At 65.3% G+C, this 11646-nt stretch carries 13 protein-coding genes; 6 read left to right on the plus strand and 7 right to left on the minus strand.

What is annotated here, in order from left to right; translation table 11 throughout:
* Positions 1 to 76: 76 nt before the first annotated feature.
* Both HH302_RS17000 and HH302_RS17005 read right to left on the minus strand, forming a co-directional pair.
* Complete coding sequence (locus HH302_RS17000) at positions 77 to 1159, minus strand: NADH:flavin oxidoreductase/NADH oxidase (RefSeq protein WP_172203441.1); 1083 nt, start codon at positions 1157 to 1159, stop codon at positions 77 to 79.
* 32 nt (positions 1160 to 1191) lie between these two features.
* Positions 1192 to 2202 carry a zinc-binding alcohol dehydrogenase family protein gene (locus HH302_RS17005; protein ID WP_172203442.1) on the minus strand — a complete coding sequence of 337 codons (1011 nt, stop codon included), beginning with the start codon at positions 2200 to 2202 and terminating at the stop codon, positions 1192 to 1194.
* A gap of 168 nt (positions 2203 to 2370) precedes the next feature.
* Here HH302_RS17005 and HH302_RS17010 point away from each other — a divergent pair, with 168 nt between their 5' ends.
* Positions 2371 to 3276, plus strand: coding sequence for a LysR family transcriptional regulator (locus HH302_RS17010; RefSeq protein ID WP_172203443.1), 906 nt, complete (start codon positions 2371 to 2373; stop codon positions 3274 to 3276).
* 18 nt (positions 3277 to 3294) lie between these two features.
* On the opposite strand, the gene HH302_RS17015 is transcribed toward HH302_RS17010, so the two are convergent.
* The 3 genes from HH302_RS17015 to HH302_RS17025 all read right to left on the minus strand — a co-directional run bounded on the left by HH302_RS17015 (position 3295) and on the right by HH302_RS17025 (position 5828).
* Positions 3295 to 3723 (minus strand): EamA family transporter, encoded by a 429-nt coding sequence (locus tag HH302_RS17015; protein ID WP_246479695.1) that lies wholly within the window; start codon positions 3721 to 3723, stop codon positions 3295 to 3297.
* 51 nt (positions 3724 to 3774) lie between these two features.
* Positions 3775 to 4125: a hypothetical protein gene (locus HH302_RS17020; protein WP_172203445.1), complete on the minus strand. Its 351-nt coding sequence runs from the start codon at positions 4123 to 4125 to the stop codon at positions 3775 to 3777.
* Positions 4126 to 4193: 68 nt separating this feature from the next.
* Complete coding sequence (locus HH302_RS17025) at positions 4194 to 5828, minus strand: PAS domain-containing methyl-accepting chemotaxis protein (protein WP_172203446.1); 1635 nt, start codon at positions 5826 to 5828, stop codon at positions 4194 to 4196.
* Positions 5829 to 6322: 494 nt separating this feature from the next.
* Between HH302_RS17025 and HH302_RS17030 the strand changes: the two genes are divergently transcribed.
* Positions 6323 to 6493 (plus strand): hypothetical protein, encoded by a 171-nt coding sequence (locus HH302_RS17030; RefSeq protein ID WP_172203447.1) that lies wholly within the window; start codon positions 6323 to 6325, stop codon positions 6491 to 6493.
* A gap of 38 nt (positions 6494 to 6531) precedes the next feature.
* Here HH302_RS17030 and HH302_RS17035 read toward each other — a convergent pair whose 3' ends face one another.
* The gene (locus HH302_RS17035) at positions 6532 to 7086 is read right to left on the minus strand and encodes a GNAT family N-acetyltransferase (protein WP_172203448.1); all 555 of its coding nucleotides are present in this window, start codon (positions 7084 to 7086) and stop codon (positions 6532 to 6534) included.
* Positions 7087 to 7273: 187 nt separating this feature from the next.
* Between HH302_RS17035 and HH302_RS17040 the strand changes: the two genes are divergently transcribed.
* From HH302_RS17040 to HH302_RS17055, 4 genes are all read left to right on the plus strand, one after another.
* Positions 7274 to 7756, plus strand: a complete 483-nt coding sequence (locus HH302_RS17040) for a MarR family winged helix-turn-helix transcriptional regulator (RefSeq protein ID WP_172203449.1) — start codon at positions 7274 to 7276, stop codon at positions 7754 to 7756.
* The gene (gene arsN2 / locus HH302_RS17045; protein ID WP_172203450.1) at positions 7753 to 8235 is read left to right on the plus strand and encodes an arsenic resistance N-acetyltransferase ArsN2; all 483 of its coding nucleotides are present in this window, start codon (positions 7753 to 7755) and stop codon (positions 8233 to 8235) included. The genes HH302_RS17040 and arsN2 overlap by 4 nt, the downstream gene beginning before the upstream one ends.
* Complete coding sequence (locus tag HH302_RS17050) at positions 8232 to 8798, plus strand: arsinothricin resistance N-acetyltransferase ArsN1 family B (RefSeq protein WP_172203451.1); 567 nt, start codon at positions 8232 to 8234, stop codon at positions 8796 to 8798. The genes arsN2 and HH302_RS17050 overlap by 4 nt, the downstream gene beginning before the upstream one ends.
* A gap of 134 nt (positions 8799 to 8932) precedes the next feature.
* A complete protein-coding gene (locus HH302_RS17055; RefSeq protein ID WP_172203452.1) occupies positions 8933 to 10663 on the plus strand; it encodes a hypothetical protein in 1731 nt (576 codons plus the stop codon).
* A 75-nt stretch (positions 10664 to 10738) separates the two neighbouring features.
* On the opposite strand, the gene HH302_RS17060 is transcribed toward HH302_RS17055, so the two are convergent.
* Complete coding sequence (locus tag HH302_RS17060) at positions 10739 to 11623, minus strand: GyrI-like domain-containing protein (protein ID WP_172203453.1); 885 nt, start codon at positions 11621 to 11623, stop codon at positions 10739 to 10741.
* Positions 11624 to 11646: the final 23 nt, after the last annotated feature.

The following is an 11646-nucleotide window of genomic DNA, read 5'->3' on the forward strand; positions in this document are numbered from 1 at the left end:
GCGTTTGCGCAGCCCGTGCATGCAGAGCGAAGCGGGCCGACCGTCGTCGGCCCGCTCAGAGATCGCACCTGCGCCGTTACTGCGCCTTGAACAGCTTGTGCACGCCTTGGGGCTGCGAACGCCAGTACTGCGGCGGTGCGCTCACTTGCGCGCCGAGTTTGGCGGCGGCGTGCCACGGCCAGTGAGGGTCGTACAGCATCACGCGTGCCACGCCCACCATGTCCGCGTCGCCTCGCGCGACGATCGCCTCGGCCTGCTCGGCTTCGGTCACCAGACCGACGGCAATGGTCGGAAGCCCCGACTCGGCACGGATGCGGGCGGCCAGCGGCACCTGGTAATCGGGCGCCGGTGTGATCGCCTGCTGCGTTGAAAGCCCTCCACTGGAAACATGGATGAAGGCGCAGTCGCGCTTCGCCAGCGCCTGCGCAAGCGCGACGCTCTGCTCAAGATCCCAGCCACCCTCGACCCAATCGGTGGCGGATATCCGGATGCCCACCGGCATGCTGGCCGGCACCGATTCACGCACCGCATCGAACACCTGCAGCGGGAAGCGCATGCGGTTCTCCAGTGAGCCGCCGTATTCGTCGGTGCGCTGGTTCGACAGCGGCGAAAGGAACTGATGCAACAGATAGCCATGCGCGGCGTGGAGTTCGATCGCATCGATGCCAATGCGATGGGCACGCTGCGCGGCCGTCACGAAGGCCTGTAGCACACGTTGCAGTCCGGCACGATCCAGCGCCGCGGGCGGTGCATCCGTATCGTTGAACGGCAGCGCCGAGGGCGCCGCGTTCTGCCAGTCGCCGCCGCTACCCGGCAGCCAGGGGGTTGCGCTGCCCGCCTTGCGACCAGCGTGGGCGAGCTGGATCGCGATCGGCATCGACGAATACTTGCGCACACTCTGCAGCACGGCACCCAGCGCGGCCTCGGTCGAGTCTGACCACAGCCCGAGGTCGGCCGGCGAGATGCGCCCGATCGGCTCGACCGCCGTCGCTTCGATGATCAGCAGCCCGGCGCCCGACAAGGCGAGCTGACCGAGGTGGATGCGGTGCCAATCGGTGGCATGGCCATCCTCGGCCGAGTACTGGCACATCGGCGCGATGACGATACGGTTTTCGAGTTTGAGGGGGCCGATCGAATACGGCGTAAAAAGTTGGCTCATGATGTTCTTCCTGGTCGGGACGCGGCGGCGTCTCAGAATCCTTCCAGCACGATCTTTCCGATCGCGGTGCCGGTCTCTTGCAGACGATGCGCTTCGCGCAGATTGGCTGCGTTGATCTTGCCCAGATGCACGCGTGCGGTACTGCGTACCGCGCCCTGATCCACCAGCTTGGCGAGTTCGCCAAGCAGATCGTGTTGCGCCTGCATGTCGTCGGTCTGGTAGAGCGAACGGGTGAACATCAGTTCCCAGTGCAAGCTCAGGCTCTTGCGCTTCAAAAGCCGCACATCGATCGGGCCCGGATCGTCGATCAACGCAAGCTTGCCTTGCGGCGCGAGCACCTCGACGAGCTGCTCGAAATGCTGGTCGGTTTGCGTCAGGCTGATCACATAGCCCAGCGGCGGCAGCGATAGCGCGGCAAGCTGCGGCGCCATCGGCTGACGATGGTCGATCACATGGTGGGCGCCGAGTGACGTCACCCACTCACGCGTTTCCGGCCGCGACGCAGTGGCGACCACGGTGAGCCCGGTGAGCTGGCGCGCCAGCTGGATCAATACCGACCCGACGCCGCCCGCGGCCCCAACAATCAGCAGCGCCGCCGGTTGGTCGTGGCCGGCCAGCGGCACCTGCAAACGGTCGAACAGCAGTTCCCACGCGGTGATGCCGGTCAGCGGCAACGCGGCGGCATCGGCGGCCGACAGCGTGCGTGGGCGCCGCGCAACGATGCGCTCATCGACGAGCTGAAACTCGGCATTGCTGCCGGGCCGGTCGATCGCGCCTGCGTACCAGACCTCGTCGCCCGGCTTGAAGAGCGTGACCTGCGGGCCAACTTCGCGCACCACGCCGACAGCGTCGAAGCCCAGAACGCGGGCCTCTCCGGCCACCGGTGCGCCGCTGCGCACCTTGGTGTCGACCGGATTCACGGACACCGCCTGGACCTGCACCAGCAGATCGCGGCCGGCCACTTCGGGGCGCGGCAGGTCAAGGTCGACGAGGCTGTCCGGTGCGTCGATCGGACCGGGCTTGCGATAGGCAATCGCCTTCATTTGCGGATCTCCGAAAGGTCAGATCGAGTTTGGGGGCGGAACGCGCAGGGCATGGTGTTCTCCTGAGTTGCAGCGAAGTGATGGCGCCACTTTACGAGTTCGCGCGGACGACGATAATCCGCGACGGCTTTGATTTACTATCAAACGCCATTTGAGAAAGGGTGTGATATGCCCCACCTGTCGGAGATCCAGCTTTTCATCCGTGTCAGCGAAACCGGCGGCATCAGCGGCGCGGCACGTCAGCTGGGGCTGACGCCCGCGACGGCCAGTGCGGCAATCAAGCGGCTGGAGCGGGAGTTGGGCAGCCAGCTCTTCGAGCGCTCGACCCGCTCGCTGCGGCTCACACCGGCCGGGGAAGACTTCCTCGGCTACTGCGTGCAATCCACACAGTTGCTGGAAGAGGGCATGGCTGCGCTACGCCACGGCCGCGAGGGCCTGTCCGGCGAGGTGCATCTCGGCGCGCCGTCGGACCTCGGGCGCGATCATCTCGACGAATTGCTCGACCCCTTCCGCCAGCAGCACCCGCAGATCCGCATCGTGATGCATCTGTCGGACGGCATGCACGACCTCTACCGCAACCCGATCGACCTCGTGCTGCGCTACGGCCTGCTGCGCGACTCGGCACTGATCGCGCGCAAGCTGTGCGACAACGACCGTGTGCTGTGCGCCGCCCCCGCTTACCTTGAACGCCACGGGCGCCCCGAGACGATCGAGGCACTCACCGAGCACAACTGCATCTGCTTCTACCGCAACGGCGAGCTCTATAACCACTGGCGGCTGTTCCTCGATGGCCGCGCGCGCGAAGTGCAGGTCAGTGGCGACCGTGCGGCCGACGATGGCGCGCTGGTACGCAAATGGGCCTTGAAGGGCTACGGCATCGCCTACAAATCGCGGCTCGACATGCAGGCCGATCTTGATGCCGGGCGGCTGATCAACCTGTTTCCGGATGCGCAGACCGAGCAGGTACCGCTGTATGCGGTCTATCCGAGCCGCCAGTACCAACCGGCGCGGCTGCAGGCGCTACTGCAGTACCTGCAAGCGGCCTTTGACCGAAAGCAGGCCAGCACACGCTGAGCAACACCGTTTGTGCGCTCAGCGCATCGCCAGCACCAGCACCCCGCAGGCGACGAGCCCGATGCCGAACCACTCACGCAGCGACGGGCGCTCGCCGAGGAAGGCAAACGCGAACAAGGCGACGAGTACGAGACTGAACTTGTCGACCGGAGCGACCTTCGAAGCCTCGCCGATCTGCAGCGCCCGGAAGTAGCACACCCAGGACGCGCCGGTGGCGAACGCAGAAAGCGTGAGGAACAGCAGCGTCTTCCACGACAGCGCGCGTGGGTCGCTCCACTTGCCCGCATATCCAACAAAAGCCGCCAGCACGAACACGATCACGATCGTGCGCAGCAGCGTGGCAAAGTCGGAGTCAACACCGCGGATGCCCAGTTTGGCGAAAATCGCGGTCAGCGCGGCGAAGCCAGCCGACAGCAGCGCCCAGAAGAACCAGCCGTTCGACGCCATCAACTCGCCCTCATCCGAAAGCGCTGCAGCCCATGGGGCGACGCAGCGTTGCTACGCCTCGCCGAGCGCCTGCGGCGGCCCCCAACCCTGCGCGCCGAGGACTTCGAGCATTTGCGCACCGGCCTGCGTGAAGTGCAGCTCGCTGCCCGGCGCCACGCCGAATGCGCTCAGCGCTTGCCGGAGCACGGCGCGCGCCCGGTCAACCTGGGCGGCCTCAATGTCGATGCGGTGAAAGGCAACCCGCGTGGGCCGACCATCGGGCACGCCCTCGAGTGAGGCACCCCAGCCGATCACGGCACCGGTCGACTCCGCCGCGAGCGCGGTTTCGAGCGCTTCGTGAAGCGTGTGCGCTTGGCTCGCCAGCGTCTCGCTGACGGGAATTTTGATGTAGATGAAATCCACGGGCCCGAGTGTGCGCCAGCTGCGTCGGCAGGTCGACACCGGCGCGAGCGCCGGCGGCCTCGATCCGATCAAACGTTGTATTGCGCCACCGCCTTGCGCATACGCTCGACGTTTCGGTGCAGCGCATGTGAGCAGCGCTGCGTCGCATCGGCGACGGTCAGGTTCTCCTCCGTCAGGCGGGCAACGTTTTCGACGCTCTGTGCCAGCGCATTCATCGCACTCGCCTGTTCCTGCGACGAGAGCGAGATCTCGCCGACGCGCGTGAGCGTTGCGGTCATCTCGGCGTTGATGCGCGCCAACGCGCGCTCGGCGTCGTCAACCAGCGCAACCGACGCGCTGACCTGATCCACGCTGTGCTGCATGCCGCTCACCGCGTCGTCGGCCTCGGCGTGGATGCGCGCGATCATCGCGTCGATCTCTTGCGTAGCCGCGGCGGTCCGCTCTGCAAGCTTGCGCACCTCGTCGGCCACGACCGCAAAGCCGCGCCCTTGCTCGCCCGCGCGCGCGGCCTCGATTGCCGCGTTGAGCGCGAGCAGGTTGGTCTGCTCGGCAATTTCCTTGATCACGCCCGCGACCCGGCCCACTTCGGTCATGCGGCGGCCAAGCTGCGCCACGGTTTCGGTTGAGCTGGAGATCGCCTCGGCGAGCCCCTGAATCGTCTCGCCTGCCTGCAGCGACACGGCCACACCCTGCTCGGCGGCGGAGCCGGCACTCAGCGCAACCCCGTGGGTGTCATTGGCATGCAGGGCGACCTCGGAGATCGAGACGGTCATCTCTTCCACGCCAGACGCAGCCGACGAGGTGATCGCGCTCTGCTCGGCCGCCGCACCATGGAGGCGCTCGACACTGCCGTGAAGCTGATGTGTCGACTCGCCGACTTCGCGTGTAGCGTCCTGCACGATCTGCAGCGTTGCCCGCGTTGCCGACACAAGCGTGTCGAGCTGCGCGGCGATACGGCCGATACGATCGTCGCTCGCAGGCGTGAGCGAGGCGGTGAGCTCCCCGGTCGATAGCGCCCCTTCGAGAAAGGCGTCGATGGCATCGAGCCGGCGGTTGGTTTGCGGCATGTGCACCGCCAGCAAGTAGAGACCCGCCAACGCGGTAACGCCGGCCGCAACAAGCGTCGCGATGATCAGCGCGGGGCTGGGCAGCAGCGCGCTCGCAACCGCCAGCAGTGCCATCAGTACCGCCAGCGTGACGAAGCCTGCAACGCGCGTTTCGTGTGCCAGCAGCCCGGCACGCACGCGGCCGTGGCTGCGCCGCACCCGGCCATCCTTCACGCAGATGCTGCGGTCACCCTCGCGCAAGCGGCGATACGCCGCTTCGGCGGCTGCAATCTGAGCCTTGCTGGGCCGCGTGCGCACCGATTGATAGCCAACCACCTGGCCGTGCTCTCGCACCGGGGAGACGTTGGCAACCACCCAGTAGTAGCCGCCGTCGCTGCGCCGATTCTTGACCACCCCTTTCCAGGGCCTGCCGGCCTTGAGGTTCTGCCACATGTCGGCAAAGGCCGCTGGCGGCATGTCCGGATGGCGGATCAGGTTGTGCGGCTCGCCCAGCATGGCCTCGGGTTCATAGCCGCTGATCTCTGCGAAAGCACGGTTCGCTTCGGTGATGCGGCCTTTGAGGTCGGTGCGGGAGTAGATGAAGACCCCGTCGGGCAGGATCGTCTCGACTTGGGTGACTGGCAGGTTGGTTCGCATGCTGGGGTTCCGGGGGGCTACCAAGCGAATTCGGGGCGCGTGGCCGCGACAAACGCAGCGACACGCATGACATGGCCCGGTGCCGCCGCCGTCATTTCATTGAAACCGCGGGCGTAGCGAATCGGGAGTCAATACCCTCTTTACGGCACCAAAACGCCAAAATTGATGGATCTGCAATTAAATCGCTTGATCGCACGATATCCCGCGGCGCAGGCGCCCGGCTGACGCAGATCAGCCTCTTGAGCATCCGCTCAAGCACCGGCGGAGGCGCTGATCGATGGGCTTGTGGGATCGCCGGCACAGGGCAAGCGCAGTGCGGCCGAGGTGTTTGCGCCGACCCAACCAGCCGCATTTTCTGCAGCCTGCCCCCGCATTGCTGCGGTTCATCGCATGGCGGTCGCGGTAGCCCGTTCCGGTCGCCATCCTTCACTCAACGCAGCACCGATCGAGACCGACGGAGGCTGTCCCCAAGTCAAAGAGTGAGAGGAAACATCATGAAAACCCAACTGATCCGCCAACACCACAAAGTCCTCGCCGCCCTGCTGGCCATCGTCGGTACGGCGCTGTGCCTCGGCAGCACCGTCGTTGGCTACGAGCAGGTCGCCGCACAAGCCGTGGTGCAACAACCGACCGCGGTGGCATCGGCCGAAGCGCATCGCAGCTGAGCCGCCGCGCACCTGGCACGGCCGCAGATCCGCAGCCGTCAGCGCGAGTGCGCCCCACCCTGAGGGCGTGACAGAACATAGGTATGTTCGACGCAGGGTTCGCCCTTGAAGACCGCGTCGGACGAAGCAATGCGGCGCATGCCGACCCGCTCCAGCAGCGCAATCGAGGGCGCGTTGCGGGCGTCGGTAATGCCCCGCACCTCGGCCACGGTGGTGGCCTGGAACAGCAGCTGCGTGGCAAGGCCGAGCGCCTCTTGCGCAAATCCGCGCCCCTGGGCCGGCCGGCTCAACGTGAAGCCGATTTCGGCGTGGGCGCCATCGGCTGATACGCAAATGCCGATATCGCCGATCAACTCATAGGTCGCGCGTTCGGCAATGCCGAGCTGCACCCATTCGGCACGCGGAAAGATCGGCGCCATCGCCATCGACGTGATGAATGCCAGCGCGTCGGCGTCGGACTGTGGCTGCCAACCCTGGTATCGCGCCAGCGCGGTGTCCTGCCGGTAACTCTGGAAAGCGGCGAGGTCCTCGGCACGCAGGCGTCGAAGGGTGATGTGCGTGCCGTGCAGTGGAAGGGGATCAAGCGGGTTCATGCGGTCCTCGTGGAAACGCAAACGGCCGCGCATGCGATGCGGGCGGCGGCCACCGCGGATGTGCGGTGACGGGACGTGACGATACTCCTCCGGCATGACAATTACGGTGCTCGGATGCCATTGGTTGCTATTGACAACCATATCCGGAAAGATCAGAGTTCAGCAAAACCTGATCGATACGCACGCCATGACCGAACTGCCACCCAATCCAGGGGAGTTGCTGCGCGAGGTAGCGCGCCTCTATACCCGCGCACAGCGCGCCGCGGCCGAATGCTGCGGCACCACCAACACGCAGTGCCACATCCTCACAGAACTGGGGCGCAGCGGCCCGATTCCGCTTTCGGAGCTGGGCGCGCGCCTGTTGCTTGAGAAGAGCTGGATCAGTCGCGCAGTGGAAAGCCTTGTGCGCGATGGTTTCGCCACCAAGGAGCCGAACCCGGCGGATGCGCGCAGCTGGCTGGTCACCCTGACCGCGGCCGGACAGCAACGTGTGACGGCGCTCAACGCCACGCTAAACGGCCATGCGGACGGTTTGCTGACGCCGCTCGGCAAACGCGAACGGGAAGACGTAGCGCGATCACTGCAACGGCTGCGCGACCTCCTGCTCAACGACAGCCGCCCCGCCTGTTCCCCATCGCGAACCGACACCAAGGGATCCTCATGTCAATGAACACCCTGTCCATCCGGCGCGCCAACGCCCAAGACTGGCCTGCGGTCGCTGCGCTGCTGGCGCGGAACAAGCTGCCGCGCGACGGCGCCGAGGCGCACATCGATGACTTCCTCGTCGCCACGCTCGACGGTGGAATCATTGGTGTTGCCGGCACTGAAATGCGTGGCAGCGTGGCCCTGCTGCGTTCGGTCTCGATCGACGCAGCACATCAAAACGGCGGACTTGGCAGCCGGCTCGTCCGCCACGTGCTGGCGGATGCGGCGGCGCGCGGCGTGCAGGACATCTACCTGCTGACGACGAGCGCCGCAGACTACTTTCCGCGCCTGGGTTTCGTCGTGGCGCGGCGGGAAGATGTACCCACCGCCCTGCTCGCATCCGCCGAGTTCCAGGGCGCCTGCCCGTGCAGCGCGAAGCTGATGCATCGACGCCTCGGTAACGCGCTGGCCAAACCCCGCATCGCTGACGCGGTCAACACATGAAGATCCGCGTCGCGACGCCTGACGACGCAGGCGAGATCCTCGCGATCTACCGGCCCTTCGTTGAGCACAGCCACACTTCGTTTGAGCTGGTAGCGCCCAGCCTGACCGAAATGCAAAGCCGGATTCGCGACACACTGCCGCGCTTGCCCTGGCTGGTCGGCGTCGATCCACAGGGCGCCGTGTGCGGCTATGTGTATGCCAGCCGACACCGGGAACGGGCGGCCTACCAGTGGGCGGTGGACACCACCGCCTACGTGCGTGAAGACATGCGCCGCACAGGCGTTGGTCGCAATCTGTACGCGGCACTCTTCGAGCAACTCATGGCGCTTGGTTACTACCAGGCCTTCGCCGGCATCGCCCTGCCGAATGCAGCCAGCGTTCGTCTGCACGAAGCCATCGGCTTTGAATCAATTGGGGTGTACCGCAAGGTCGGTTTCAAACTCGGCAACTGGCACGACGTCGGCTGGTGGCAAAAATCACTCTTGCAAGCACAAGGTGAGCCGCAAGCCCCGCGTGAATTCAACGCCACCTTGAGAAACACCGCAAAGCTTATCGCCCCTTAGTCAAAACCGGCCAACCCGATCAGCAATCCGGGTCATGGTCGAACACGGCTGCAAGCTCCTATCGTGTCTCATCGCCGCAATTCCTGTGCTGCGACGGCGCATCTGCGCACGACCAAACGATTAAGGAGACATACGTGTTCGCGTTCGACTTACGAAGAAGAAATCTGCTTGGCTTGGCTGCCCTCGCGGCCAGCCTGGTCCTTACGGCATGTGGCGGCGGATCATCCGACCCCGCTCCGACGCCGACCCCCACGCCGACGGCGCGCGAGCTGCGCCCGCTGAGCGCGGAATTCAGCTCGCGCAAGGCTGTGTCGTACTCCGGCTACCGCGGCGCTGACCGTTCGACGGTGCCTACCGCCGCCGAAGTTCTGCAGGATCTGCAACTGCTGGTGCAAGGCAACTTCCGCCTGATTCGCCTGTTCGACAGCTCGGACGCCCATGCGGCAAAGACGCTTCAGGTGATCAAGGACAACAACCTCGATATCAAGGTGCAACTGGGCATTTGGATCAGCGGCCCGAAGGCGACGTCGGACGCCGACAACCTTGCCGAGATCGAGCGCGGCGTCGCGCTCGCGAATACCTACAAGGATATCGTCCTCGGCGTGAGCATCGGTAACGAAACGATGGTCGATTGGTCCGGCCTGAAGGTACCGCCGGCCGATATGGCCGCGTACATCGCCGCAGTGCGGGCGCGCATCACGCAACCCGTGACCACCGACGACAACTGGGCGTTCTTTGCCAACGACCAGAAGAAGTACGACACCGACAAGGTGCTCGACGTGGTCGACTACGTTGCGATGCACACCTACCCGCTGGCCGATACGCCCTGGGGCCTGTGGGATTGGCAACAAGCCAGCGTGCCGGCTGACCAGCGTGCGGCGGCCATGATGGATGCCGCGCTCGCGAAGGCAAAGAAGGACTACAACGCCGTTGCCGCCTACGTTGCCAGCAAGCAACCGAACATGCCGATCGTGATTGGCGAGACGGGCTGGAAGAGCACCGTCACCGGCGGTGAATCGCAACGCGCTCACCCGGTCAACCAGAAGATGTACTTCGACCGCATGGCAGCGTGGACCAACGGCCCGAAGGCGATCTTTACCTTCGAGGCATTCGACGAGCCATGGAAAGGCGGCGACGACGGCTGGGGCCTGTTCGATGTGAACCGCCTGGCAAAGTACGTGGTCTACGACCTGTACCCGTCAAGCCAGCGCCAAGCTGCCACCTACACGCTGGCCGACGCGGTGTACTTCGTCCCCGCAGCGTCGAACCCGCGCATCACCGCGAACACCTACACGCTGTTCGCTGACACCGTTGCGACCGATTCGGCGGTGCCCGCCGGCCCGATCACCCCGCTGACCAGCTGGATGGCTTGGGACGGCAACACCGCAGTGGGCAGCATCGTCACGAGTGGCGCCAGCGAAGGCACCAACGCACTCGAGATCACGCCGGCGCCGAAGGACTGGGGCTGGGGCTTCTTCCTGCAACTGGCGAACCCCGATGACCTGACCAACTTCAACACCGCGACGGGCTACATCAACTTCAGCGTCAAGACCACTTACCCGGGCAAGCTCGAAGTGGGCTTCTTCACCGGCAGCACCAACGCCAACACCGGCACCGACGTGTATCTCGCGATTGCACCGGGGCAGTATGGCTACGTGAATGACGGTGCGTGGCACACGGTATCGGTACCGGTCAGCGCGATTGCTGCGAAGGCGGCGCCGGCTTACGGCCAGCCGACCACCGCTGTGCTCGATATGACCAAGGTGTCCAATGGTTTCGTGATCGCCGACCGCTATGCGGTAACCGGCACGACCGGCAAGCCGACCGCGAAGGTGCTGGTCGACAACATCTACTGGTCCAAGTGATCTTTGATCGCGATGCGCGGCATTGACGCGCTCAACGAAAAACCCCGCGCCGCCGAGCGGCGCGGGGTTTTTGTCTTACTCGCTCAAGGGCATGCAGAGCTCGACCGAGATCGGGTCGCCGGTCGGCGTGACTTGCGGCGCGTAGTGCTCGACGAAGGGCTCTTCACTCAAGCCGTGGCCGCTGTTGGGAAGCCATTCGCTGAGCATCGACAGCCACGCTGCTGCGATACCGGCGCGCGGGCCGGCATAGGCCAAACAGGCGTAGAGGCCACCTTCGATCTTCTTGCGCGAGATGCGCTCGCCACGCGGCTCCCAGCCGTCCGGCAGAAGTACGCAGGCATCGTAACGACAGCGAACCGGCGGTGTGATGAGCGGGTCGTCCAGCGCCATACCAAAGCGCGGCTGCCCCTCAAGATGGTTCGCGCGAATCCAGTCCATGCATGTCGACCATGCCTCGTCCGGCGTCTCCTGATAGCTGCCGCTCAAACGGAAATAGGCAACAGTGCGGTCCGGTTCCCAGCGCATGCGCACATCGAGCCCGGCGCAGGGGCGGTCATCGCAGGCGCGACCCTGTACCGGATCCCAGTGTCGGTAGCCACCCGAACGCCATGCGCTCGGACTCATGCCGAAGTGCTGCGAAAACGCGCGCGAGAACGCCTCTGCCGACGTGAAGCCGCAGTGCTGAGCGACGATCTGAACCGTGACGGCGGGGTTGTGTACCAACTGCCCACCCGCCTTTTCGAGGCGGCGGTGACGAATGAAGTCCTGCAAGGTCTCACCGGTCCATGCGCGAAAGATGCGGTGGAAGTGAAAGGGCGAGAAGGCCGCCACCGACGCCAATGCTTCAAGGCGCAGCGGTTCGGTCTCCGCCAGATGGGTATCGATGAAGTCCAGCACCCGGTTCATGCGCTGGGCGAATGCGGCCGCCTTGTCGTGGCGCTTGTCCTCGATTCTCGGCATGGCCAGTCACCCTCGCTGACTCG

Source organism: Niveibacterium sp. COAC-50 (assembly GCF_013184235.1).
Classification (GTDB): Bacteria; Pseudomonadota; Gammaproteobacteria; order Burkholderiales; family Rhodocyclaceae; genus Niveibacterium; species Niveibacterium microcysteis.

Coding starts and splice junctions, on each gene's coding strand:
- HH302_RS17000 (WP_172203441.1), bottom strand. CDS start 1,159: ATGAGCCAACTTTTTACGCCGTATTCGATCGGCCCCCTCAAACTCGAA.
- HH302_RS17005 (WP_172203442.1), bottom strand. CDS start 2,202: ATGAAGGCGATTGCCTATCGCAAGCCCGGTCCGATCGACGCACCGGAC.
- HH302_RS17010 (WP_172203443.1), top strand. CDS start 2,371: ATGCCCCACCTGTCGGAGATCCAGCTTTTCATCCGTGTCAGCGAAACC.
- HH302_RS17015 (WP_246479695.1), bottom strand. CDS start 3,723: ATGGCGTCGAACGGCTGGTTCTTCTGGGCGCTGCTGTCGGCTGGCTTC.
- HH302_RS17025 (WP_172203446.1), bottom strand. CDS start 5,828: ATGCGAACCAACCTGCCAGTCACCCAAGTCGAGACGATCCTGCCCGAC.
- HH302_RS17030 (WP_172203447.1), top strand. CDS start 6,323: ATGAAAACCCAACTGATCCGCCAACACCACAAAGTCCTCGCCGCCCTG.
- HH302_RS17035 (WP_172203448.1), bottom strand. CDS start 7,086: ATGAACCCGCTTGATCCCCTTCCACTGCACGGCACGCACATCACCCTT.
- HH302_RS17040 (WP_172203449.1), top strand. CDS start 7,274: ATGACCGAACTGCCACCCAATCCAGGGGAGTTGCTGCGCGAGGTAGCG.
- arsN2 (WP_172203450.1), top strand. CDS start 7,753: ATGAACACCCTGTCCATCCGGCGCGCCAACGCCCAAGACTGGCCTGCG.
- HH302_RS17050 (WP_172203451.1), top strand. CDS start 8,232: ATGAAGATCCGCGTCGCGACGCCTGACGACGCAGGCGAGATCCTCGCG.
- HH302_RS17060 (WP_172203453.1), bottom strand. CDS start 11,623: ATGCCGAGAATCGAGGACAAGCGCCACGACAAGGCGGCCGCATTCGCC.